General features: G+C 71.5%; 21 protein-coding genes. 5 read left to right on the forward strand and 16 right to left on the reverse strand.

Annotation, left to right across the window (positions count from 1 at the left end; all coding sequences use genetic code 11):
* Window positions 1-38: 38 nt before the first annotated feature.
* The gene (locus tag IE260_RS19485) at window positions 39-1,490 is read right to left on the reverse strand and encodes an NAD(P)H-hydrate dehydratase (RefSeq protein WP_189873597.1); all 1,452 of its coding nucleotides are present in this window, start codon (window positions 1,488-1,490) and stop codon (window positions 39-41) included.
* A gap of 95 nt (window positions 1,491-1,585) precedes the next feature.
* Between IE260_RS19485 and IE260_RS19490 the strand changes: the two genes are divergently transcribed.
* Window positions 1,586-2,185, forward strand: coding sequence for a helix-turn-helix domain-containing protein (locus IE260_RS19490; RefSeq protein WP_189873599.1), 600 nt, complete (start codon window positions 1,586-1,588; stop codon window positions 2,183-2,185).
* Window positions 2,186-2,252: 67 nt separating this feature from the next.
* On the opposite strand, the gene IE260_RS19495 is transcribed toward IE260_RS19490, so the two are convergent.
* The gene (locus IE260_RS19495; protein WP_189873601.1) at window positions 2,253-2,624 is read right to left on the reverse strand and encodes a holo-ACP synthase; all 372 of its coding nucleotides are present in this window, start codon (window positions 2,622-2,624) and stop codon (window positions 2,253-2,255) included.
* 51 nt (window positions 2,625-2,675) lie between these two features.
* A complete protein-coding gene (locus IE260_RS19500) occupies window positions 2,676-5,789 on the reverse strand; it encodes a tetratricopeptide repeat protein (RefSeq protein ID WP_189873603.1) in 3,114 nt (1,037 codons plus the stop codon).
* Window positions 5,790-5,868: 79 nt separating this feature from the next.
* Here IE260_RS19500 and IE260_RS19505 point away from each other — a divergent pair, with 79 nt between their 5' ends.
* Complete coding sequence (locus IE260_RS19505; protein WP_189873605.1) at window positions 5,869-6,774, forward strand: hypothetical protein; 906 nt, start codon at window positions 5,869-5,871, stop codon at window positions 6,772-6,774.
* Between the two features lies 1 nt (window position 6,775).
* On the opposite strand, the gene glmS is transcribed toward IE260_RS19505, so the two are convergent.
* Together glmS and IE260_RS19515 are read right to left on the reverse strand one after the other, a co-directional pair.
* Window positions 6,776-8,623, reverse strand: coding sequence for a glutamine--fructose-6-phosphate transaminase (isomerizing) (gene glmS / locus IE260_RS19510; RefSeq protein WP_189873607.1), 1,848 nt, complete (start codon window positions 8,621-8,623; stop codon window positions 6,776-6,778).
* Between the two features lie 111 nt (window positions 8,624-8,734).
* Window positions 8,735-9,511: a hypothetical protein gene (locus tag IE260_RS19515; protein ID WP_189873609.1), complete on the reverse strand. Its 777-nt coding sequence runs from the start codon at window positions 9,509-9,511 to the stop codon at window positions 8,735-8,737.
* A 222-nt stretch (window positions 9,512-9,733) separates the two neighbouring features.
* Between IE260_RS19515 and coaA the strand changes: the two genes are divergently transcribed.
* Together coaA and IE260_RS19525 are read left to right on the forward strand one after the other, a co-directional pair.
* Window positions 9,734-10,702 (forward strand): type I pantothenate kinase, encoded by a 969-nt coding sequence (gene coaA / locus IE260_RS19520; protein ID WP_189873690.1) that lies wholly within the window; start codon window positions 9,734-9,736, stop codon window positions 10,700-10,702.
* 33 nt (window positions 10,703-10,735) lie between these two features.
* A complete protein-coding gene (locus tag IE260_RS19525) occupies window positions 10,736-11,683 on the forward strand; it encodes a DUF389 domain-containing protein (protein ID WP_189873611.1) in 948 nt (315 codons plus the stop codon).
* A gap of 153 nt (window positions 11,684-11,836) precedes the next feature.
* Here the strand turns inward: IE260_RS19525 and glmM are convergent, their stop codons facing one another.
* The 4 genes from glmM to IE260_RS19545 all read right to left on the reverse strand — a co-directional run bounded on the left by glmM (window position 11,837) and on the right by IE260_RS19545 (window position 15,827).
* Window positions 11,837-13,195, reverse strand: a complete 1,359-nt coding sequence (gene glmM, locus IE260_RS19530) for a phosphoglucosamine mutase (RefSeq protein WP_189873612.1) — start codon at window positions 13,193-13,195, stop codon at window positions 11,837-11,839.
* A gap of 220 nt (window positions 13,196-13,415) precedes the next feature.
* On the reverse strand, window positions 13,416-13,928 hold the full coding sequence (gene rpsI, locus IE260_RS19535) for a 30S ribosomal protein S9 (protein WP_004984481.1): 513 nt from the start codon (window positions 13,926-13,928) through the stop codon (window positions 13,416-13,418).
* A 42-nt stretch (window positions 13,929-13,970) separates the two neighbouring features.
* Window positions 13,971-14,414, reverse strand: a complete 444-nt coding sequence (rplM, locus tag IE260_RS19540; protein WP_166001549.1) for a 50S ribosomal protein L13 — start codon at window positions 14,412-14,414, stop codon at window positions 13,971-13,973.
* 207 nt (window positions 14,415-14,621) lie between these two features.
* On the reverse strand, window positions 14,622-15,827 hold the full coding sequence (locus IE260_RS19545; RefSeq protein ID WP_189873613.1) for a glycosyltransferase family 87 protein: 1,206 nt from the start codon (window positions 15,825-15,827) through the stop codon (window positions 14,622-14,624).
* Window positions 15,828-15,901: 74 nt separating this feature from the next.
* On the opposite strand from IE260_RS19545, the gene IE260_RS19550 reads away from it, so the two are divergent.
* Window positions 15,902-16,786: a hypothetical protein gene (locus IE260_RS19550; protein ID WP_189873615.1), complete on the forward strand. Its 885-nt coding sequence runs from the start codon at window positions 15,902-15,904 to the stop codon at window positions 16,784-16,786.
* 24 nt (window positions 16,787-16,810) lie between these two features.
* Here the strand turns inward: IE260_RS19550 and truA are convergent, their stop codons facing one another.
* The 7 genes from truA to infA form a co-directional block, all read right to left on the reverse strand.
* Window positions 16,811-17,665, reverse strand: coding sequence for a tRNA pseudouridine(38-40) synthase TruA (gene truA / locus IE260_RS19555; protein WP_189873617.1), 855 nt, complete (start codon window positions 17,663-17,665; stop codon window positions 16,811-16,813).
* Between the two features lie 74 nt (window positions 17,666-17,739).
* Window positions 17,740-18,240, reverse strand: a complete 501-nt coding sequence (rplQ, locus tag IE260_RS19560; protein ID WP_189873619.1) for a 50S ribosomal protein L17 — start codon at window positions 18,238-18,240, stop codon at window positions 17,740-17,742.
* 162 nt (window positions 18,241-18,402) lie between these two features.
* Window positions 18,403-19,425, reverse strand: coding sequence for a DNA-directed RNA polymerase subunit alpha (locus tag IE260_RS19565; protein WP_003966937.1), 1,023 nt, complete (start codon window positions 19,423-19,425; stop codon window positions 18,403-18,405).
* A 117-nt stretch (window positions 19,426-19,542) separates the two neighbouring features.
* Window positions 19,543-19,947 (reverse strand): 30S ribosomal protein S11, encoded by a 405-nt coding sequence (gene rpsK / locus IE260_RS19570; protein WP_003956432.1) that lies wholly within the window; start codon window positions 19,945-19,947, stop codon window positions 19,543-19,545.
* 66 nt (window positions 19,948-20,013) lie between these two features.
* Window positions 20,014-20,394, reverse strand: a complete 381-nt coding sequence (gene rpsM, locus IE260_RS19575) for a 30S ribosomal protein S13 (RefSeq protein ID WP_004984507.1) — start codon at window positions 20,392-20,394, stop codon at window positions 20,014-20,016.
* Window positions 20,395-20,582: 188 nt separating this feature from the next.
* Window positions 20,583-20,696, reverse strand: coding sequence for a 50S ribosomal protein L36 (gene rpmJ, locus IE260_RS19580; RefSeq protein ID WP_003974245.1), 114 nt, complete (start codon window positions 20,694-20,696; stop codon window positions 20,583-20,585).
* Between the two features lie 71 nt (window positions 20,697-20,767).
* Window positions 20,768-20,989 (reverse strand): translation initiation factor IF-1, encoded by a 222-nt coding sequence (gene infA / locus IE260_RS19585; RefSeq protein ID WP_003948620.1) that lies wholly within the window; start codon window positions 20,987-20,989, stop codon window positions 20,768-20,770.
* Window positions 20,990-21,070: the final 81 nt, after the last annotated feature.

The following is a 21,070-nucleotide window of genomic DNA, read 5'->3' on the forward strand; positions in this document are numbered from 1 at the left end:
CGCGCACCCTCCCGCCCACAGCAACACCGAACGCCCGCTCACCCCACCCCCCTCACGTCCCGCCACGCTCCGGGAACCGCGTCGGCCACGTCATGCGCCCCCACCGGCGCCCCCTCCGCCGCGAACCGCCCCGCGAGCCCGTGCACGTACGCCCCCGCACTCCCCGCGTCCACCACCGAGAGCCCCGCCGCCAGCAACGACCCCACGAGCCCCGACAGCACATCCCCGCTCCCGGCGGTGGCCAGCCACGACGTCCCCGTCGCGTTGACCCGGACGGGCCCGCCGCCCGGCCCGGCGACCAGCGTCGTCGACCCCTTCAGCAGCACCGCCGCCCCGTACCGCCCCGCCAGCTCCCGCACCGAGGCCAGCCGCGCCCCCTCGACCTCCTCCCGGCTCACCCCGAGCAGCGCCGCCGCCTCCCCGGCGTGCGGGGTCATCAGCGTCGGTGCCGTCCGCGCCCGCACCGCCCCGGCGTCGGCCAGCCGCAACCCGTCCGCGTCGATCAGCACCGGCACCTGTGCCGCCAGCACCTCCGCCACGGTCGCGGCGTCGTCGCCGGCCCCCGGCCCCACGACCCACGCCTGCACCCGCCCCGCCCGCTTCGGGCCCAGGTCCGACACGAGCGTCTCGGGGAAGCGGGCGATCACCGCGTCCCCGGCCGGACCGACGTACCGCACGGCCCCGGCCCCGCCCCGCAGCGCCCCCGACACGGCGAGCACGGCCGCGCCCGGGTAGCGGGCCGACCCGGCGGCGACGCCTACCACCCCGCGCCGGTACTTGTCGCTCTCGACGCCGGGCACGGGCAGCAGCCGGGCCACGTCCGCGTGCTGCAGGGCCTCCAGTTCGGCCGCGTCGTCGGGCAGCGACAGCCCGATGTCCACCAGGCGCACCGACCCGGCGTACTCCCGCGCCGGGTCGATCAGCAGTCCCGGCTTGTGGGTCCCGAACGTCACCGTCAGATCGGCCCGGACCGCCTCCCCGCGCACCTCCCCCGTGTCGGCGTCGACCCCGCTCGGCAGGTCCACGGCGACCACGGCGGCGCGCGACCGCCGGGCCGCGGCGGCGAGCGGCACCGCCTCCGCCCGCAGCCCGCCCTTGCCGCCGATCCCGACGATGCCGTCGACGACCAGGTCGGCCCGCTCGATCAGCCCCTCGCCGGCACCGGCCGCCGCGACGCTCCCGCCGGCCCGGCGCAGCGCCCCGAGCCCGCCGGAGTGCGCCCGCTCGGGCGTGAGCAGCACCGCCGTCACGCCCGCGCCCCGCCGGGCCAGCCGCGCTCCGGCGTACAGGGCGTCACCGCCGTTGTCGCCGCTGCCGACCAGCAGCACGACCCGGCTGCCGTACACCCGGCCGGCCACCCGGCCGAGCACCTCCGCGCAGGCGGCGGCGAGCCCGGCCGCCGCCCGTTGCATCAACGCCCCCTCCGGCAGGCGTGCCATCAACTCCCGTTCGGCCGTTCTGACCGTCTCCACGCTGTACGCAGTCCGCATGCCGTCGAGTCTTCCCTGTCCGCGGCGAACGTCACGACCGGCGTGGTCGGGTGTCGGCTTGACAGGACCTTTCGCGGCACCGGCAAATGAACGACATGGCCGAGGAAGACCAGCTGACAGACGTCATGACCGCGCTCGGGCCGCGGCTGCGCGCCCTCAGGCAGGCCCGCGGCACCACGCTGGCCCGGCTCAGCGGCGCCACGGGGATCTCCGTGAGCACGCTCTCCCGGCTGGAGTCGGGGCAGCGTGAGCCGACGCTGCGGCACCTGCTGCCCCTGGCCAGGGCCTACCGCCTCCCCCTGGACGAACTGGTCGGCTCCCACACCGGCGACCCCCGTGTCCACCCGCGCCCCGTGGTCCGGGACGGCCAGACCTGGATCCCGCTCACCCGGCACCTGGGCGGCGGACTGCACGCGTACAAGCAGATCCTCCCCGCCCCGGCGGCGGCCGACCGGACGGTGCGGCCCGTGCAGGGATCGCACGAGGGACACGAGTGGCTCTACGTCCTGTCCGGCCGTCTGCTCCTCGCGCTGGGCGACCGCGACCTCGTCCTGACGGCGGGCGAGACGGCCGAGTTCGACACCCGCGTCCCCCACGGCGTAGCCAACGCGGGCGACCGTCCCGTCGAGTGGATAGCGCTGTACGGGGCCCAGGGCGAACGCATGCACGTACGGGTCCGGCCGGCCGACGGCTGAGCCCGCCGACCCGCGCGCGGGACCCGCCGGCCCCGTCACCGGCCCCCGGCTCACGCCGGCGCCGGCCTCAGCCCTCCGCGATCACCACCGCGGACGCCACCCCGGCGTCATGGCTCAACGACACGTGCCACGACGTCACCCCGAGCTCCGCCGCCCGCGCCGCCACGGTCCCCGTCACCCGCAGCCGCGGCCGCCCGCTGTCCTCGACGTACACCTCGGCGTCGGTCCAGAGCAGCCCCGCCGGCGCGCCGAGCGCCTTGGCCAGCGCCTCCTTCGCCGCGAACCGGGCGGCGAGCGAGGCCACGCCCCGGCGCTCCCCGCTCGGCAGCAGCAACTCGCTCTCCCGGAACAGCCGCTTGGCCATGCCCGGCGTCCGCTCCAGCGACGCCTCGAACCGCTCGATCTCGGCCACGTCGATGCCGACCCCGATGATGCTCATGCCGGTCACCCTAAAGTGACGCGCGGACCGGCACGTTCACCCGGACGCCGCTCAGCCGGCGACCAGCCCGTCCAGCTCCGCCTGGGCGGCCAGCGTGTCGGGGTGGTCCTCGCCCAGGACCCGGGCGCGGTCGTCCCGGACCTGGCGGAACTGCTCCGCGGCGGCCTCGACATCACCCTGCCGCGCCCTCACCCGGGCCTGTCCGAAGCGGGTCCTGATCACCTCGGGGTGGAGCGGATTGCCGTAGCGGGCCAGCCGTTCCTCCAGCAGGACGTCCAGCTCGGCGAGGGCAGTGTCCGGATCGCCGAGCTCGGCCCTGATCATGGCGATGTTGAAGCGCGTGATCAGCACGGCGGGGTGGGTGTCCCCGAGCGCCTTGCGCTGGTCCTCCAGCAGCTCCTCGTGCAGGCCGAGCGCGCTTCCCGGGTCGCCCAGTTCCCAGGTGTACCGGGCGATGTTCAGACGTGCCAGCAAGGTGTTGGGGTGGTCCTCGCCACGGATCCGCCGCACGTCCGGCAGCAGGGCGCGGTAACCGTCGAGGGCCTCCTGCCGACGCCCGGACTCGCCGAGGAACTTGTAGATGTTGAACCGGCTGAAGAGCACCTGTGCGTGGTCCTCCCCGAACACCGCGATCCGGTCCCTCAGCAGGTCCTCGTGCAGTGCCAGCGCCGTGTCGTACCGGCCCAGCATGCCGTGCCAGTACGCGATGTAGTGGCGGCTCTCCAACACCGCCTGGTCCGTCGGCGGAAGCACACGCAGCTGGTCCTGGAGCAGTTCCTCGTGCAGTCGCAGACCCTCGGCCATGTCCCCGCCCCGGCCGACCCAGTACGCGATGTCGTGACGGTTCTTCAGGGTGCGCGGGTCGTCCGCGCCCAGGACCCTGACCTGGTCGTCGAGCACGGCCCGGTGCAGCCGCACCGCCTCCGCGAACTCACCGGCCTCACCGGTCGCGTAGGCGATGCGGTACCGGGTCTGGAGCACCCGCGGGTCGTCGTCGCCGAGCACCCGGCGCTGGTCGTCCAGCAGCAGCCGGTACAGCTCCCGGCTGCGCCCGTAGGCGCCGGCCTTGCCCGTCCAGTAGGCGGCCCGCTCCCTCGCGTTCAGCGTCACCGGGGAGTCGGGGCCGGGGCGCTCCGCGAGCCGGTCGGCCCAGGCGACCCACCGGGCCCGGTTCACCGTGGCCTCGGGCGCCGCACGCCGCTCCAGGCACTCCAGCAGCCGCTCGTACAGGGCGGGTTCGCGCTCGGCCGCCTGCCACAGGTGCTCGGGTTCCGCCTGTTCGGCGTAGGCGTGCACGGGGTCGTCGGGCGTGTGTCGGTCCATGGGTGCCATCTTCTCAAGCGCCCTGCACAACGCCGCGTGGCCGGACACGACATCCGCTTCCTCGGCGACGTACTCGATCAGGGAGGGGTGGTGGACGCCGAGCAGTTCGGTCCCGGCCGGGTGCGGCGAGCGCACCACCAGTCCCGGCAGCAGGTCCAGCACCTGCCCCAGCGACTCGTCGTCCGCCGGACCGCCCAGGTCGGCGGCGGCCCGGCCGAGCAGCGGGCGGGGCAGGGTGGGGCTCGGGCCGGAGGCCGCGGCCACGACCAGGACGGCGTCGAGCCGGCCGCCGTGCCCGCCCGGCACCCGCGCCTTCAGCTGGAGCAGCGTTTCCCGGTACATGTCGGTGAAGCTCACCCGGCCGGTCCGCGCCAGCGGGCCGCTGCCCGCCAGCACCCGGGTGGCCTGCCAGTTGCCGCCCGCCTGACGGAGGATGGCGTTCTGGGTCCGCACGGTGGCGCGGTTGGCCCGCAGATACGCCCGCAGCTGCTCCTCCCCCGGCGCGGGCACCGGCGCGCGGTGCCAGGCGTCGGGCAGCGGTACTCCGTCCCGGGCGGTCGCCACCACGCCGAACCACTCGGGCGCCGCATCGGCCAGCGCGGTCAGCTCGTGGACCAGCTCGGGGCGGTGGGCGGTGTCGACCTGGTCGAGGCCGTCCACGATCACGCGCACCGGCTCGCGCTGCTCCAGCCGCCCGAGGGGACCGCCGATCTCGGCCACCGCCTGTGGCAGCAGCGTCCGCTCGGCCTCCGGCACCGTGGAGTTGTACGCCTTCTTCGCCGCGGCGAAGCCGGGCAGGAACTTCTTCAGCTGGTCGGCGAGCAGCGGCCACACCGACCCGGAGGTCCACCGGCTGCTGTCGAGCCGGATGACGCCGCAGACGGCCGGAACACGGTCGGCCGCCTCCGGCGGGAGCAGCTCCGCGCGGCACAGCGCGGCGGCGAGTGTCGTCTTGCCTGTGCCCATGGTGCCGAGCACGGCGACCTGCCGGTGGCCGCGCACCGCCTCGACCAGCTCCCCGAGCTCCGCGGGCGGCTGGAACAGACGCAGCGGCGGCAGGAGCACGTCGCGGTCGGCGGATCCCGCCAACACGCTCAGTTCGCCCTGGTAGGCGACGTTGTGGGCGAGCCAGGTGTCCAGCGGACCGGTGGGCGCACCCCCGCCGCCGTCGTACGAGGCGGCCTGCGGGACCTGCCGCGTCAGCCGGGCCCGCACCGCCTGTCGTACCGGCCCGGCGCACAGGACCGTGTCGAGCCGGACGTCGCCCTGTCCGATCAGCCCGTTCAGGGCGCGGGAGAACTGCAGGCCGTAGGAGACCCGGCCGTCCGAGGACGTCAGCACCTCGATCCGCTTGCCGGTGTGCAGGGCCGAGCCGAACCAGTGCTGGGCCGCGAAGAGCGCCGCGTAGCCCGACAGGCACGCGTCGACGACGACCGTGAGTTCCCGGACGCCGCCGTGCCGCAGCATCAGTTCGCCCAGCCCGGCCGGGAGGTCGTAGGCCGTCTCGGGGGCGGGCACGGCCGGAGTGGAGCGGACGGGGAAGAGGAACTCGCCCTCGCGCACCACGTGACCGTGCCCGAGAAAGCCCAGCACCAGGGAGGCCCCGTCGGCGGATGCCTCCTCGAACGTCTCGGTCAGGGCGTCGGTCACCTCCGCCACCGTCCGCGGGTTCAGGACCAGGCCGTCCCCGCGGGCCGGCTCGCAGTCGCCGCGCAGCGGGTCCAGCAGGAGTTCGGTCAACTCCGTGGCGCACGGTTCCAGCAGCTCCAGCCGGTCCTCCGGCTTCTCCTCACGGGCGTCCCAGTGGGAGGCGATCACCAACGCTCTACGCTCATCAGCCACTTGGGCATTATCGATGCACAGCCGTGTCCGACTCATGGTTTCATCGGACGCAGTTGGCGCTTCGGGGGAACGGAGACTCATGGCTGAGCTGGTCATGGTGCACGGCATCGGTCCGCAGCGGGAGACCGAGGAGGAACTGCACCGCAACTGGGTCCGCACACTGGCGCGCACACTGCGGGACAACGGCCACCCGGGGCAGGCCGCCCGCCTGGAGGACGGGTCCCTCACCGTCGCCATGGCGTACTACCGCCACCTGTACGACCGCTACGCCCCGCGGAACGAGTGGGACATGCCGCTGCCCGAGCCGGTGGCGGCGGCCGGCGAGGACGTCGCCGAGGACATCGCGGACAACATCCGGCAGCACGCGTCCGACCCGGCGGCCCGCGACGAGGCGACCCGCGCCCTGGACGAGCTGCACGCCGAGGTGGGCCCCGAACAGGGTCCGGCCGAGGTGCTGCGGATGTTCGTCGCGATGCTCGGGCGGCTCGGTCCGATCGCCCGCTCCGGTTTCGCGGCGCTCAGCAGCACCGGGGTGTTCCACCTCGGGCAGGTGGCGGCGTATCTGGAGGACGAGACGGTCCGCGAGGGCGCGATCGAGGCCGTGCTGTCCCGGGTGACCCCGGACACCAGAGCGGTGGTCGCGCACTCGCTGGGAACCGTCGTCGCATACGAGGCCCTGCACCGGCTGGAGCAGCCGCTGCCGCTGCTGCTGACCTTCGGATCACCGCTCGGCCTGCGGTCCGTCATCCGGCGCCGGCTGCGCCCGCAGCCGCTGCGCTCGCCTGCCCACGTCAAGCGCTGGGTGAACGTCGCCGACCGGGACGACTTCATCGTCGCGACCCTGCGGCTGCGCACCCTGTTCCCGGACGACGACGCCGTCCTGGAGCGCACCCGGCTGGTGAGGAACCGCAACACGGACCCGCACGCGGCCACCCAGTACCTGAGGCACTGGGAGACCGTGGAGCCGCTCGCCGAGCTGCTGTGACCTACTCCACCGTCACCGACTTGGCCAGGTTGCGGGGCTGGTCCACCTCGTTGCCCCGGGCCGTGGCGAGTTCGCACGCGAAGACCTGCAACGGCACCGTGGCCACGAGCGGCTGAAGCAGCGTCGGCGTGGCGGGGATGCGGACGAGGTGGTCGGCGTACGGCACGACCGCCTCGTCGCCCTCCTCGGCGATGACGATGGTCCGCGCGCCCCTGGCCCGGATCTCCTGGATGTTGGACACGATCTTGTCGTGGAGCACGGAACGCCCGCGCGGCGAGGGGACGACCACGACGACCGGCAGGTCCTCCTCGATCAGCGCGATCGGCCCATGCTTCAGCTCGCCCGCCGCGAAGCCCTCGGCGTGCATGTACGCCAGCTCCTTCAGCTTGAGGGCCCCTTCCAGCGCCACCGGGTAGCCGACGTGCCGTCCCAGGAACAGCACGGTGTTCTTGTGGGCGAGCGAGCGGGCCAGTTCCCGCACCGGCTGCATGGTCTCCAGGACCCGGTCGACCGCGCCGGCGATCTGCGACAGGTCGCGGATGACGTCGCGGATCTCGTCGGCCCACTTGGTGCCGCGCACCTGCCCCAGGTAGAGGGCGACCAGGTAGCAGGCGACCAGCTGGGTCAGGAACGCCTTGGTGGAGGCGACGGCGACCTCCGGCCCGGCGTGTGTGTAGAGCACCGCGTCGGACTCACGCGGGATGGTCGAGCCGTTGGTGTTGCAGATGGCGAGCACCTTGGAACCCTGCTCGCGGGCATGGCGCAGGGCCATGAGGGTGTCCATGGTCTCGCCGGACTGGGAGATGGCGATGACCAGGGTCTGCTGGTCGAGGATCGGGTCGCGGTAGCGGAACTCGCTGGCCAGCTCCACCTCGCAGGGGATCCGCGTCCAGTGCTCGATGGCGTACTTGGCGATCATCCCGGCGTGGAAGGCCGTACCGCACGCGACGATGACGACCTTGTCCATCTCGCGCAGTTCGGCGGCGCTGATGCGCACCTCGTCCAGGGTGAGGGAGCCGGAGCCGTCGATGCGGCCCAGCAGGGTGTCGGCGACCGCCTTGGGCTGTTCGGCGATCTCCTTGAGCATGAAGTAGTCGTAGCCGCCCTTCTCGGCGGCCGACGCGTCCCAGTCGACGTGGTAGGTGCGGACGTCCGCCGGGCTGCCGTCGAAGCCGGTGACCGTCACGCCGTCCCGGCGCAGCTCCACCACCTGGTCCTGGCCGAGTTCGATGGCGTCCCGGGTGTGGGTGATGAACGCGGCGACGTCCGAGGCGAGGAAGGACTCCCCCTCGCCGACACCCACCACGAGCGGCGAGTTGCGGCGCGCGCCGACGACCACGTCCGGTTCGTCCGCGTGTGCCGCGACCAGGGTGAACGCGCCCTCCAGGCGCCGGCACACCAGCCGCATGGCCTCGGCCAGGTCGGCGCAGGCGGAGAACTCCTCGGCGAGCAGGTGGGCGACGACCTCGGTGTCGGTCTCGGAGGTCAGTTCGTGGCCGCGCTCCGCCAGTTCGGCCCTGAGCGCGGCGAAGTTCTCGATGATGCCGTTGTGGACGACGGCCACCCGGCCGGCGTTGTCGAGATGCGGGTGGGCGTTGGCGTCGGTGGGTCCGCCGTGCGTGGCCCACCGGGTGTGCCCGATGCCGGTCGTGGCGGCCGGCAGTGGCCGCTCGGACAGTTCCTTCTCCAGGTTGACGAGCTTCCCGGCGCGCTTGGCGGAGGCGAGCCCGCCGTCCGCGAGCACGGCGACGCCCGCCGAGTCGTATCCCCGGTACTCGAGCCGCTTCAGTCCGGTCATCACGACATCGAGTGCCGACTGCGACCCCACGTATCCCACGATTCCGCACATGACCGGCAGCCTACGGTCAGATTCAGTCACGAACCTGCCCTCGCGTGCCCGAAATCGGAAATTCCCACCGGGGTACGAACGCCCCGGTGGGAATCTCGCCCGCTGCGCGGGTCAGCCGAGCTTGGCCAGCTGGGCGTCGGCGATCTCCATGGGGAAGGCGAAGTCCTTGCCCGTGGCGGCGGCGGACAGATTGATCACGGCGAACGACGCCACGGTGGAGCCCTTGCGGGTCACGGCGACCTTGACCGGGAACTTGTCACCCTCCTCACCGGTCACCGTCATGGTCATCGCGACCGCCTCGTCGGCACCGGCGGGCGCCTTGTCGGCGGCCACCTTGTCGATCTGCGTCTTCACACCGGCCCCGGTGTAGGCGAAGCCGCCCGCGCACGCGCTCATGGCGGCGTTCACGTCCTTGAGGACCGCCTCGGCACCGCCGTCCTCGTAGGAGGCCAGCGTCACCAGCACCTTGTCCAGGTCGAACGCGCTGTCGAGCGCCTCCTCGGACACGTCGGCACCGGCCGGCTTCTTCGGCCCCTCCGTCCAGGACCGCTTCACCGTCGCCGCGGGGTCGCCGGCCGCGATGCCGGTCTGCGCGAAGACGAGCGGCCGGCACTCGGCCTTCTCCGGCTTCACCTGGTCCTGGGCGATGTCGTCCGTCTTGGCCGCCTCGGTTACCTTGCCGTTCTTGACGTCCGACTGGGCCAGGGCGGCCTTCTCCAGCTCGGCGGCGGTCAGCGCCTCGACGGCCTGAGTGGTGCTGCCGGCCTCGGCCTTGCCGTCGCCGGCCTTGTCGCCGTCGTCGGAGGAGCCGCCGCAGGCGGTGACGAGGAGCGCCAGGGCGGCGGCGGAGGCCGCGAGGGCGGTGCGGCGGACGGCGGTCGATCTCACGTGGGTGACTCTTTCTGCCAGGTCCGCGGAGGGGCTCCGCGGGCTCTTCGCGCGCACATTACGCACAGGCCGCACACAGTTGATCACCGAAGTACCCCACCGGTATCCGACCGTGACGCCGATGTGATCTCTCCGGGAGGGCGACGGCGGGCGTGACACAGCCCACCCGCCATCCCGTTCAAACTCCGTTAACAATGGACTGTGATCTCTCAGGTCTCCTCGATGCCCCGGAGCGCCCACCGGTCCCGGCCGGAGGCGACTCCCTACGTCGACCTCACCCGTACCGAGTGGAGCGCGCTGCGCGACAAGACGCCGCTGCCGCTCACCGCCGAGGAGGTCGAGAAGCTGCGCGGCCTCGGCGACGTCATCGACCTCGACGAGGTGCGGGACATCTACCTCCCGCTGTCCCGGCTCCTCAACCTCTACGTCGGTGCCACGGACGGCCTGCGCGGCGCGCTGAACACCTTCCTCGGCGAACAGGGCTCCCAGTCGGGCACCCCCTTCGTCATAGGGGTCGCCGGCTCGGTGGCGGTCGGCAAGTCCACCGTCGCCCGTCTCCTCCAGGCGCTGCTGTCCCGCTGGCCCGAGCACCCGCGCGTCGAGCTGGTCACGACCGACGGCTTCCTGCTGCCCACCGAGGAGCTCCAGGCCCGCGGCCTGATGTCGCGGAAAGGTTTCCCCGAGTCGTACGACCGCCGTGCGCTCACCCGGTTCGTCGCCGACATCAAGGCCGGCAAGAGCGAGGTGACCGCCCCCGTCTACTCCCACCTCATCTACGACATCGTCCCCGGCGAGAAGCTGGTCGTCCGCCGCCCCGACATCCTGATCGTCGAGGGCCTGAACGTGCTCCAGCCCGCGCTGCCCGGCAAGGACGGCCGCACCAGGGTCGGCCTCGCCGACTACTTCGACTTCAGCGTCTACGTCGACGCCCGCACCGAGGACATCGAGCGCTGGTACCTCAGCCGCTTCCGCAAGCTGCGCGAGACCGCCTTCCAGAACCCGTCCTCGTACTTCCGCAAGTACACCCAGGTGTCGGAGGAAGAGGCCCTCGACTACGCCCGGACCACCTGGCGCACCATCAACAAGCCCAATCTGGTGGAGAACGTGGCGCCCACCCGGGGCCGCGCCACCCTCATCCTGCGCAAGGGCCCGGACCACAAGGTGCAGCGGCTGAGCCTGCGCAAGCTGTGAATGCGGACCCCGGCGGCCTGTTAGAAAGGCGTCATGCTGCATCTGCGCCTGATCACCCCGGCCGACCGGACCGACGAGGTGGTCCGCCTGATCGACCGGACGGTCGGCACCACCCACCTGGTGGTCCTGCCGGGCGCCGCCCGTGATCCCGAGGGCGACGTCGTCATGTGCGACGTGGCCCGCGAGGCGGGCGACGAACTCATCAACGGCCTGCGGGCGTTGAAGATCGACAGCTCCGGCGCCATCACCGCCGAGAACATCGACCTGTCGCTGTCCGAGCACGCCGACCGGGCCGAGGAGGCGGCACCGGGCGAGGCCGCGGACGCGGTGCTGTGGGAGCAGTTGGAGGAGGCGACCCACGAGGAGTCGACGCTGTCGGTCACGTACGTCGCCTTCATCACGCTCGCCACGATGATCGCGGCCTGCGGTGTGGTGCTCGACAACGCGATCCTCATCGTGGGCGCGATGGCGGTCGGGCCGGAGTTCGGACCGCTGGCCGGCATCTGCACGGCGATCGTGCAGCGCGCGCCGCGCCTGGCCCTGCGCTCCGCGGTCGCCCTGCTGGTGGGATTCGCGGTGGCGATGGTGGTGACCGCGGGCTTCAGCCTCTTCATGGACGCGGTGGACCTGTTCAGCAAGGAACAGCTGGAGGCGGACCGGCCCAACACCGGGTTCATCTACGCCCCGGACTGGTTCTCGTTCGTCGTGGCGGTCCTCGCCGGGGCCGCGGGGACGCTCTCGCTGACCTCCGCCAAGTCCGGTGCCCTGGTCGGCGTCGCCATCTCCGTGACGACCGTGCCGGCCGCCGCGAACGCGGCGGTGGCCCTCGTCTACGGCGACACCCACCAGGGCTGGCACTCGGCGGAGCAGCTCCTGCTCAACCTGTTCGGCATCGTCCTGGCCGGCACGCTGACGCTGTTCGTGCAGAAGGTCCTCTGGGCGACCCAGCGCGCACGCCTGACGAAACCGGAGAGGCTCTGACGGAGCGTCGGCATCTCGACGCAGGGCGGGGAGCATGCCCCGAGGGGCGCGGGGCCCTGCCGACGTGCGGCTCCGCCGCGTGGGCGCGACCAGCCACCACGAACCCGCGGCCCGCGACGAAACAGAACCCCGCCCCGAACCCGGCGCCGAAAACTACCCCAAGGCGGATTTCACGGCGTCGGCCAGCCGCCCCGCAACAGACTGAGCCTGCTCGATGTCCGCCGCCTCGACCATCACCCGCACCAGCGGCTCGGTCCCGGAAGGACGCAGCAGCACCCGCCCGGTGGAGCCCAGCTCGCGCTCCGCCTCGGTCACGGCCGCCGCCAGCTCGGCAGACGTCGTCACCCGGGACTTGTCCACGTCGGGCACGTTGATCAGCACCTGCGGCAGCCGCTCCATGACCGACGCGAGGTCCTTGAGCGTACGGCCGGTCTGCGCGACCCGCGCGGCCAGCATCAGGCCGGTGAGCGTGCCGTCGCCGGTGGTGGCGTGGTCGAGGATGATGACGTGGCCGGACTGCTCGCCGCCGAGGGCGTAGCCCTTGTCCTTCATCTCCTCCAGGACGTACCGGTCGCCGACCGCGGTCTGCACGAAGTGGATGCCCTCGCGCTCCATGGCGAGCTTGAAGCCCAGGTTGGACATGACCGTCGCGACGACGGTGTCGGAGCGCAGTGCGGAACGCTCCCGCATCGCCAGCGCGAGCACCGCCAGGATCTGGTCGCCGTCCACCTCCTCGCCGGTGTGGTCCACGGCCAGGCAGCGGTCGGCGTCGCCGTCGTGCGCGATGCCCAGGTGGGCGCCGTGCTCGACGACGGCGGCCTTGAGCAGGTCGAGGTGGGTGGAGCCGCAGCCGTCGTTGATGTTGAGGCCGTCCGGCACCGCGCCGATGGTGACGACCTCGGCCCCGGCCCGCGCGAACGCCTCCGGGGAGACCCGGTGGGCCGCGCCGTGCGCCTCGTCGAGGACGATCTTCAGCCCGTCCAGCCGGTTGGGGAGGACGCCGACGAGATGGGCGACGTACTGGTCGAGCCCCTCGTCGTAGTCCCGCACCCGGCCGACGCCGGCGCCGGTCGGACGGTCCCAGGGGGCGCCGGTGCGGTGCTCCGCGTAGACCGCCTCGATCCGGTCCTCCAGCTCGTCGGCGAGCTTGTGGCCGCCGCGGGCGAAGAACTTGATGCCGTTGTCGGGCATGGCGTTGTGGCTCGCGGACAGCATCACGCCGAGGTCGGCGCCGAGCGCGCCGGTGAGGTGGGCCACGGCGGGCGTCGGCAGCACGCCGACCCGCAGCACGTCAACGCCGGCGCTGGCGAGGCCGGCCACCACGGCGGCCTCCAGGAACTCCCCGGAGGCACGCGGGTCCCGTCCGACCACGGCGGTCGGCCGGTGTCCGGCGAACGTGCCCGCCTCGGCCAGTACGTGCGCCGCGGCGACGGAGAGGCCCAGCGCCAGCTCGGCCGTCAGATCCGCGTTGGCGACACCGCGCACGCCGTCCGTGCCGAAGAGTCGTCCCACTTGTCCTCCCGAGGAAACGTCAATTCCGGAAGCGCTGCCGGTGCGGCCCACGCAGACGGCTTCCGTGTCACAGGCATGCGGTGTTCTGCGATGCCCGGCAATCCGATCACACAAGCCTTTGAACGTCTTGTGCCGTTATACGCCCAACGGCGGGGATAAACGAACGCCCCGGCAGCACAGTGGCGTGCCGCCGGGGCGTTCGGAGTACAGCCGGCGAAGCTTAGCGCTTGCTGTACTGCGGAGCCTTGCGGGCCTTCTTCAGACCGGCCTTCTTCCGCTCGACCGCGCGGTCGTCGCGGCGCAGGAAGCCGGCCTTCTTCAGCGGGCCGCGGTTGTTGTCGACGTCGGCCTCGTTCAGGGCGCGGGCGACACCGAGACGGAGCGCACCGGCCTGACCGGAGACACCGCCACCCGCGATGCGGGCGATGACGTCGTAACGGTCCTCCAGCTCGAGCACCTTGAAGGGCTCGTTGACCTCCTGCTGGTGCACCTTGTTCGGGAAGTAGTCCTCGAGGGTGCGGCCGTTGATCTTCCACTTGCCGGTGCCCGGAACGATCCGGACACGGGCGATGGCGTTCTTGCGGCGGCCCAGGCCGGCGGCCGGCTGCGGCTCGCCGAAGCGGGAGGCGAGGGACTCCGAGGTGTACTCGCCCTCGACGGGCACCTCGGACTCGGTGGTGTAGCTGTCGATGTCAAGCTCTTCGAGCGGCTGCTCGGCAGTGGTCTCGGCCACGATTCTCCTCAGATTCTCTTCAGTCTTAGGGGGTGGCCGGACTTACTGCGCGACCTGGGTGATCTCGAACGGCTGCGGCTGCTGCGCGCCGTGCGGGTGCTGGTCACCCTTGTAGACCTTCAGCTTCGAGAGCATCTGACGGCCCAGGGAGTTCTTCGGGAGCATGCCCTTGACGGCCTTCTCGATGGCCTTCTCCGGGTTCTTGTCCAGCAGCTCGTCGTAGCGGACGGAGCGCAGACCGCCCGGGTAGCCGGAGTGGCGGTACGCCATCTTCTGGGTCCGCTTGTTGCCGGAGAGGTGCACCTTGTCGGCGTTGATGATGATGACGAAGTCACCAGCGTCGACGTGCGGCGCGTAGATCGGCTTGTGCTTGCCCCGCAGAAGGGTGGCGGCGGTCGACGCCAGACGGCCCAGGACGACGTCCTGGGCATCGATGACGTGCCACTGGCGGGTGACATCGCCGGGCTTGGGGCTGTACGTACGCACGGTTCGTAGCCTTCGCTTCTTCAGTGAATGGTCCTGACAAGGTCACCGAAGACGATCACGACAGCCCTGACCGCACCGCGGTGACGCAAACCGCGTGCTGGTCGCTGGTCATCGGCCCGGTGGACCGGTGTAAGGGCCCCTCACGTGAGAATGAGCAAGCCAATACACATAACGACTGTGCAGGATACCTGTGCTGGCACAGCCGGGTCAAAACGGAGCCGTGGGCGCCCTCGCGGGCTCCCGGATCCGTCCCGTTCCACGAGCGTACTCGACGCGGACCCCCGACGGTCGCGCCTGCCGCGCCACCGACACGGCCAGCACACACAGCGTGAACGCGTCCTTGAAGGCCCGCCGCCGCACCGGCTCCAGCCAGGGCAGCGCCAGCCCCGGCACCTGCGGGACCAGAGCCACCCAGAACCACGGCCCCCGGGCCACCGAACCGGCGTACGGCAGCCCGGCGAGCAACAGCGGCAGCACGACGAGGAGATAGTGGTCGTACGACGGCCGGGAGACGAGGAACGCCGAGAGCATCAGGCCCGCGCCGGACTCCGCGAGCCGCAGCGGCCCGGGGTCGGCGCGGCGCCAGCGGCGGTTCGCGCACAGCACCCCGACGGCGGCCGCCGTCATCGCGATCCCCTCGGCGAGGGGCCCGGGCAGCCCCGCCCGCGGCAGCACCGCCGCCGGCGACGCCTCGTAGAGCCGTACGAAGCCGTCGTCGCCGTGGAGCAGGAAGGGCAGGGTGCGGGTGAAGAAGCCGGCCGGGTCGGGCATCAGCAGCGCCACGGCCGCGGACGCGGACGCCGGCACCAGGACGGCCGCCAGCAGCGCCCGCAGGCGCCCGGCGAACAGGAACAGCAGCACGACCGGTACGAGCAGCGGCTTGAGCGCCACGGCCGTGCCGATGACGACGCCCGCCGCCGTCCACCGGCCCCGGCTCGCCAGCAGCAGGCACAGCGGCAGCGCCACCGCCGCCGTCACCGTCCAGTTGCCGAGCAGCACCAGGTGCCCGAACGGGGCGAAGCCCACGGCGAGCCCGATCGGCCCCAGGGCGGCCAGGCGGCTGCCGAGCGGTACGCGGTGCAGCCGCAGCGCGCAGGCCCAGCCCAGCACCAGCATGGCCGTCACCGCGAACGGCACCGCCACCCGCAGCACGTCCGGCGGCAGCAGTGCCTGCGGGGCGGCGGCCAGGACCGCGCTCGGGAAGTAGAGGAAGTGCGGATCGTCGTACGGGGAGCCGCCGGACAGCCAGGTCCGGGCGGCGCGCACGACGATCGCGTTGTCCATCCCGCCGTCCGGGGACTCCCGCACCGTACGCAGCGCCGACGCCCCCAGCACCACCACGAGCACCGCCCACAGATGCCGGCCCGCCGGTCGCACCAACCACCCGGAGATGCCGCTTTTGCCCGTTTGCATGAACGAAACGCTAGGCGCTGCGGTCCCCCAGGACCCGCACCAGCACGCCACCGGCCACGTCTAAGATGCGCCCCATGAGCTTTGGGCAGGGGGGACCTCAGTCGCAGTGGGATCCCTGGAAACCGAATTCCCAGCAGCCCTGGAACAGCGGGGGCGGCGATCAGACCCCGGACTGGGCGGCCCTCGCCGAGGCGTCCGAGGCCCGTAACAAGCGGCGTCGGCTGCTGTTCATCGGCGGCGGCGCGCTGGCCACCGTGGCGGTCGCGGGCGCCGTGGCCGTGGCCGTGGTCTCGGCGAACGGTTCCAGTGAGGCGTCGGACAGCCCCTCTTCCCAGCTGCCCTCGACCGCGGACATCCCCAGCGAGACGGCCACCGTGCCGTCCTTCGCCCCGACCAGCGCCCCGCCGCCGCTGGACCCGAAGGACTTCGTCGCCAGCAACAAGAAGGACAAGGCCCCGCTCGGCCCGGACATCCTCTTCCCCGGCACCCAGCTGACCATGGGCGAGACGGTCTACAAGAAGGGCCCGACCGCCGACACGCGCACCTGCGGCTCCGCGGCCCAGGGCACGCTCCCGAAGGTGCTCGCCGCGAGCGACTGCACCCGTCTCATACGTGTCACCTACACCAAGGGCGACGTCGCCGTGACGGTCGGCGTGGCCGTCTTCGACACCGAGGCACAGGCGGCCAAGGCCAAGGGCCAGGCCGACAAGAAGAGCATCGTGCGGTCCCTGTCCGGCGGCGGGGTCAAGTCCTTCTGCGAAGGCGCGGTCTGCCGCTCCACCACCAACTCCTACGGCCGCTACGCCTACTTCACCATCGCCGGTTTCACCAACGGCAAGGACGTGACCACGAAGGCCACGGAGGTGTTCCGCACCGGCGACGACCTGGCCGAGTTCACCTTCCGGCAGATCCGGCGGCGCGGCGAGGCCCAGGCATCGGCGGCAGCGGCGGAGGGCTGAGCCCGCCGCCCCGCCCCGGCCGTTTCAGCAGCAGCCGGCCACCGGCAGGGACCGCTTGTTCCGCGCCTCCCTGTTGCGCGCCGCCAGCAGCTCGTCGGCCGGGTAGCCGACCTCCTCGAGCGTCAGCCCGTGCGGCCGCACGACGTGGACGGCCGAGTCCCGTACGCGGGCGGCGAGCACCTTGGCCGGCCAGTCGGGCGGCCGGTGCCCGTCCCCGACGAACAGCAGCGCCCCGATCAACGAGCGCACCATGTTGTGGCAGAAGGCGTCGGCCCGGACGGTGGCGGTGATGATCCCGTCGTCGCCGCGCACCAGGCTCAGCTCCTGCAGCGTCCGGATGGTCGTCGCCCCCTCCCGCTTCTTGCAGTAGGCGGCGAAGTCGTGCTCGCCCAGCAGCCCGCGGGCGGCCTCGTTCATGGCGTCGACGTCGAGGGGCCAGTCGTGCCACAGGACGTGGTTGCGCAGCAGCGGGTCCACACCGCCGGGGTTGTCGGTGACCCGGTAGGCGTAGCGCCGCCAGACGGCGGAGAACCGCGCGTTGAAGCCGCTGGGCGCCTCCCGGAGGGCCCACACCCGCACGTCCCTGGACAGCCGGCCGGCGAGCCGCTTCATCAGCTTCTGGTGGTGCTCGACCCAGACCTCGCGCGGCAGATCGACGTGCGCGACCTGTCCCCGGGCATGCACCCCGGCATCGGTACGCCCGGCCACGGTCAGCTCGTACGTCTCCCTGGACCGCGTGACCGTACGCAGAGCGTCCTCGATCTCGCCCTGCACGGTCCGCCGCCCGCCGGCCTGCTTGGCCCACCCGGAGAAGTCGGTCCCGTCGTAGGAAAGGTCCAGCCGCACCCGTACGAACCCGGGCTGTACTTCGTCACTCACCCCTAGATCCTCTCGCAGACACGAAAGCGGGTCCGCCCCGCAGGGGGCGGACCCGCTCATCGCAAGGCAGAGCCTCAGGCGTCCTTGGACTCCTCGGCCGGAGCCTCGGCGGCCTCGTCGGACTTGGCCTCGACGGCCTCGTCCTTCTTGAGGGCGTCTTCCTTGACCGCACGCTTGGTGGCGGCCTCGGCCTCGCCCGTCGCCTGCTGCGCGACCGTCAGCGCCTCGACCAGCTCGATCACGGCCATGGGCGCGTTGTCGCCACGGCGGTTGCCGATCTTGGTGATGCGGGTGTAGCCACCCGGACGGTTCTCGTACCGCGGGCCGATCTCGGTGAAGAGCGTGTGGACGACGCCCTTGTCCGTGATGACCTGGAGCACCTGGCGGCGGTTGTGAAGGTCACCCTTCTTCGCCTTGGTGATCAGACGCTCGGCGTACGGCCGCAGGCGGCGGGCCTTCGCCTCGGTGGTGGTGATGCGACCGTGCTCGAACAGCGACTTCGCGAGGTTCGCGAGGAGCAGCTTCTCGTGCGCGGCGCTGCCGCCCAGACGGGCACCCTTGGTGGGCTTCGGCATTGTTCTTCTCCTGTGTGTCTGCCCCGGCCGTATCAGGTACCGGGGTCAGTATCCGAGCAGGCGGTCGCCTGTCGGAGACCCCGCGCCCCACAGGGGCGCGGGGAACTGCGCGACCAGCCACAGCGGGCCGGCAGCCAAAAGGGAACCGTCGGTCCCGAGCTCTTAGTACTGCTCGGTCTCGACGAAGCCCGCGTCCGCGTCGTCGTCGGCGCCGAAGGCGTCCGCGGCGGCGGTCGGGTCGAATCCGGGCGGGCTGTCCTTGAGGGCCAGGCCCATGCCGGCCAGCTTCGCCTTGACCTCGTCGATGGACTTCGCACCGAAGTTGCGGATGTCCAGGAGGTCCGCCTCGGAGCGGGCGACGAGCTCACCCACGGAGTGGATGCCCTCACGCTTGAGGCAGTTGTACGACCGAACGGTGAGCTCCAGCTCCTCGATCGGCAGCGCCAGGTCGGCGGCGAGCGCGGCGTCCGTCGGGGACGGACCCATGTCGATGCCCTCGGCGTCGATGTTCAGCTCGCGGGCGAGACCGAACAGCTCGACCAGCGTCTTACCGGCGGACGCCATGGCGTCGCGCGGCCGCATGGCCTGCTTGGTCTCGACGTCGACGATCAGCTTGTCGAAGTCGGTGCGCTGCTCGACACGCGTGGCCTCGACCTTGTACGTGACCTTGAGAACCGGCGAGTAGATCGAGTCGACCGGGATACGGCCGATCTCCTGGCCCACCTGCTTGTTCTGCACGGCGGAGACGTAGCCGCGACCGCGCTCGACGGTCAGCTCCATCTCCAGCTTGCCCTTGCCGTTGAGCGTGGCGAGGACGAGGTCGGGGTTGTGCACCTCGACACCGGCCGGGGGCGCGATGTCGGCGGCGGTGACCAGACCCGGGCCCTGCTTGCGCAGGTACATCACGACCGGCTCGTCGTGCTCGGAGGACACGACCAGCTGCTTGATGTTGAGGATCAGGTCGGTGACGTCCTCCTTGACGCCCGGCACGGTGGTGAACTCGTGCAGAACGCCGTCGATGCGGATGGACGTGACCGCCGCACCCGGGATCGAGGAGAGGAGCGTACGACGCAGGGAGTTGCCGAGGGTGTAGCCGAAGCCCGGCTCCAGCGGCTCGATGACGAACCGGGAGCGGAACTCGTCGACGACCTCTTCGGTCAACGAGGGACGCTGAGCGATCAGCATGGAGTGATTCCTTCAGTCAGGGGCGCCCGCTATATGACGCCCGACTCGGTACTGCAAGGGTACGGGCGGTACGACCCGAAAGAGCCGTACCGCCCGGAAAACCCTGACGAAGCGAGGTCAGACGCGACGACGCTTCGGCGGACGGCAGCCGTTGTGCGGGGTCGGCGTGACGTCCTGGATGGAGCCGACCTCGAGGCCGGTGGCCTGCAGGGAGCGGATCGCGGTCTCACGACCGGAACCCGGGCCCTTCACGAACACGTCGACCTTGCGCATGCCGTGCTCCTGGGCGCGGCGGGCAGCCGACTCGGCGGCCATCTGCGCGGCGAACGGCGTGGACTTCCGGGAGCCCTTGAAGCCGACGTGGCCGGCGGAGGCCCAGGAGATCACGTTGCCGGACGGGTCCGTGATCGAGACGATCGTGTTGTTGAACGTGCTCTTGATGTGCGCGTGGCCGTGAGCGACGTTCTTCTTTTCCTTGCGGCGCACCTTCTTGGCAGCGCCCTGACGTCCCTTGGGGGGCATGTCGTTCTCCTACGGGAGGTGGTCGGTCCTACAGCGAAGACCGCTGGACGGCGAGTCCGCTGCGGACTACTTCTTGCCCGGCTTCTTCTTGCCGGCGATGGCGCGACGCGGGCCCTTGCGGGTGCGGGCGTTGGTGCTGGTGCGCTGACCGCGGACGGGCAGACCGCGGCGGTGACGCAGACCCTGGTAGGTGCCGATCTCGACCTTGCGGCGGATGTCGGCCTGGATCTCGCGACGGAGGTCACCCTCGGTCTTGATGTTGTTGTCGACGTACTCGCGGATCGCGACCAGCTGCTCCTCCGAGAGGTCCCGAACACGGGTGTTCGGGTCCACACCGGTGGCAGCCAGCGTCTGCTGCGAGAGGGTCCGGCCGATGCCGAACACGTAGGTGAGGGCGATCTCCACGCGCTTTTCGCGCGGGATGTCAACACCGGAAACGCGTGCCATTCAATGGCTCCAGTTGATTGTCGGAGGTCTTCCACAGAACCGGCTCCCGGCCGCCGTATCAGGTACGAACCGGGTCCCCGGCCTCCGAACCGGGGGTGTCGGGCACCTGGGTGCCCGGGTCCTGCGTATGAACAAATTCAGCTCGCGTCGCGCGAAGTCTTGCGAATCGCGGAGGGAACGGTCGTGCGTCAGCCCTGGCGCTGCTTGTGGCGCGGGTTGTCGCAGATGACCATGACCCGACCGTGACGGCGGATCACCCTGCACTTGTCGCAGATCTTCTTGACGCTCGGCTTGACCTTCATGGGATGTGAGGTTCTCCGGGTCAGTTGCCGGCGGCCCCGTGCACAGGGAGGGCACGGGACGTGGGCAAGATCTACTTGTACCGGTAGACGATCCGGCCACGCGTCAGGTCGTACGGAGACAGCTCCACCACGACCCGGTCGTCAGGGAGGATGCGGATGTAGTGCATGCGCATCTTGCCGCTGATGTGTGCCAGGACCTGGTGGCCGTTCTGGAGCTCGACCTTGAACATGGCGTTCGGCAGAGACTCGACGACAGTGCCCTCGATCTCGATGGCACCTTGCTTCTTGGCCACGCTTCGCCCTTCGAATCGACTACCTTGATCGACTCACGTGCGCCGTACAAGCGCATACAGACATGCGGGTGCACAAGAGCC

The organism is Streptomyces viridiviolaceus (assembly GCF_014650995.1).
Classification (GTDB): Bacteria; Actinomycetota; Actinomycetes; order Streptomycetales; family Streptomycetaceae; genus Streptomyces; species Streptomyces viridiviolaceus.

What these genes read in the sequence shown, in the direction of transcription:
- IE260_RS19485 (WP_189873597.1), bottom strand. Translation starts at nt 1,490, where the DNA reads ATGCGGACTGCGTACAGCGTGGAGACGGTCAGAACGGCCGAACGGGAG.
- IE260_RS19490 (WP_189873599.1), top strand. Translation starts at nt 1,586, where the DNA reads ATGGCCGAGGAAGACCAGCTGACAGACGTCATGACCGCGCTCGGGCCG.
- IE260_RS19495 (WP_189873601.1), bottom strand. Translation starts at nt 2,624, where the DNA reads ATGAGCATCATCGGGGTCGGCATCGACGTGGCCGAGATCGAGCGGTTC.
- IE260_RS19505 (WP_189873605.1), top strand. Translation starts at nt 5,869, where the DNA reads ATGGCTGAGCTGGTCATGGTGCACGGCATCGGTCCGCAGCGGGAGACC.
- glmS (WP_189873607.1), bottom strand. Translation starts at nt 8,623, where the DNA reads ATGTGCGGAATCGTGGGATACGTGGGGTCGCAGTCGGCACTCGATGTC.
- coaA (WP_189873690.1), top strand. Translation starts at nt 9,734, where the DNA reads ATGCCCCGGAGCGCCCACCGGTCCCGGCCGGAGGCGACTCCCTACGTC.
- IE260_RS19525 (WP_189873611.1), top strand. Translation starts at nt 10,736, where the DNA reads ATGCTGCATCTGCGCCTGATCACCCCGGCCGACCGGACCGACGAGGTG.
- IE260_RS19545 (WP_189873613.1), bottom strand. Translation starts at nt 15,827, where the DNA reads ATGCAAACGGGCAAAAGCGGCATCTCCGGGTGGTTGGTGCGACCGGCG.
- IE260_RS19550 (WP_189873615.1), top strand. Translation starts at nt 15,902, where the DNA reads ATGAGCTTTGGGCAGGGGGGACCTCAGTCGCAGTGGGATCCCTGGAAA.
- rplQ (WP_189873619.1), bottom strand. Translation starts at nt 18,240, where the DNA reads ATGCCGAAGCCCACCAAGGGTGCCCGTCTGGGCGGCAGCGCCGCGCAC.
- IE260_RS19565 (WP_003966937.1), bottom strand. Translation starts at nt 19,425, where the DNA reads ATGCTGATCGCTCAGCGTCCCTCGTTGACCGAAGAGGTCGTCGACGAG.
- rpsK (WP_003956432.1), bottom strand. Translation starts at nt 19,947, where the DNA reads ATGCCCCCCAAGGGACGTCAGGGCGCTGCCAAGAAGGTGCGCCGCAAG.
- rpsM (WP_004984507.1), bottom strand. Translation starts at nt 20,394, where the DNA reads ATGGCACGCGTTTCCGGTGTTGACATCCCGCGCGAAAAGCGCGTGGAG.
- rpmJ (WP_003974245.1), bottom strand. Translation starts at nt 20,696, where the DNA reads ATGAAGGTCAAGCCGAGCGTCAAGAAGATCTGCGACAAGTGCAGGGTG.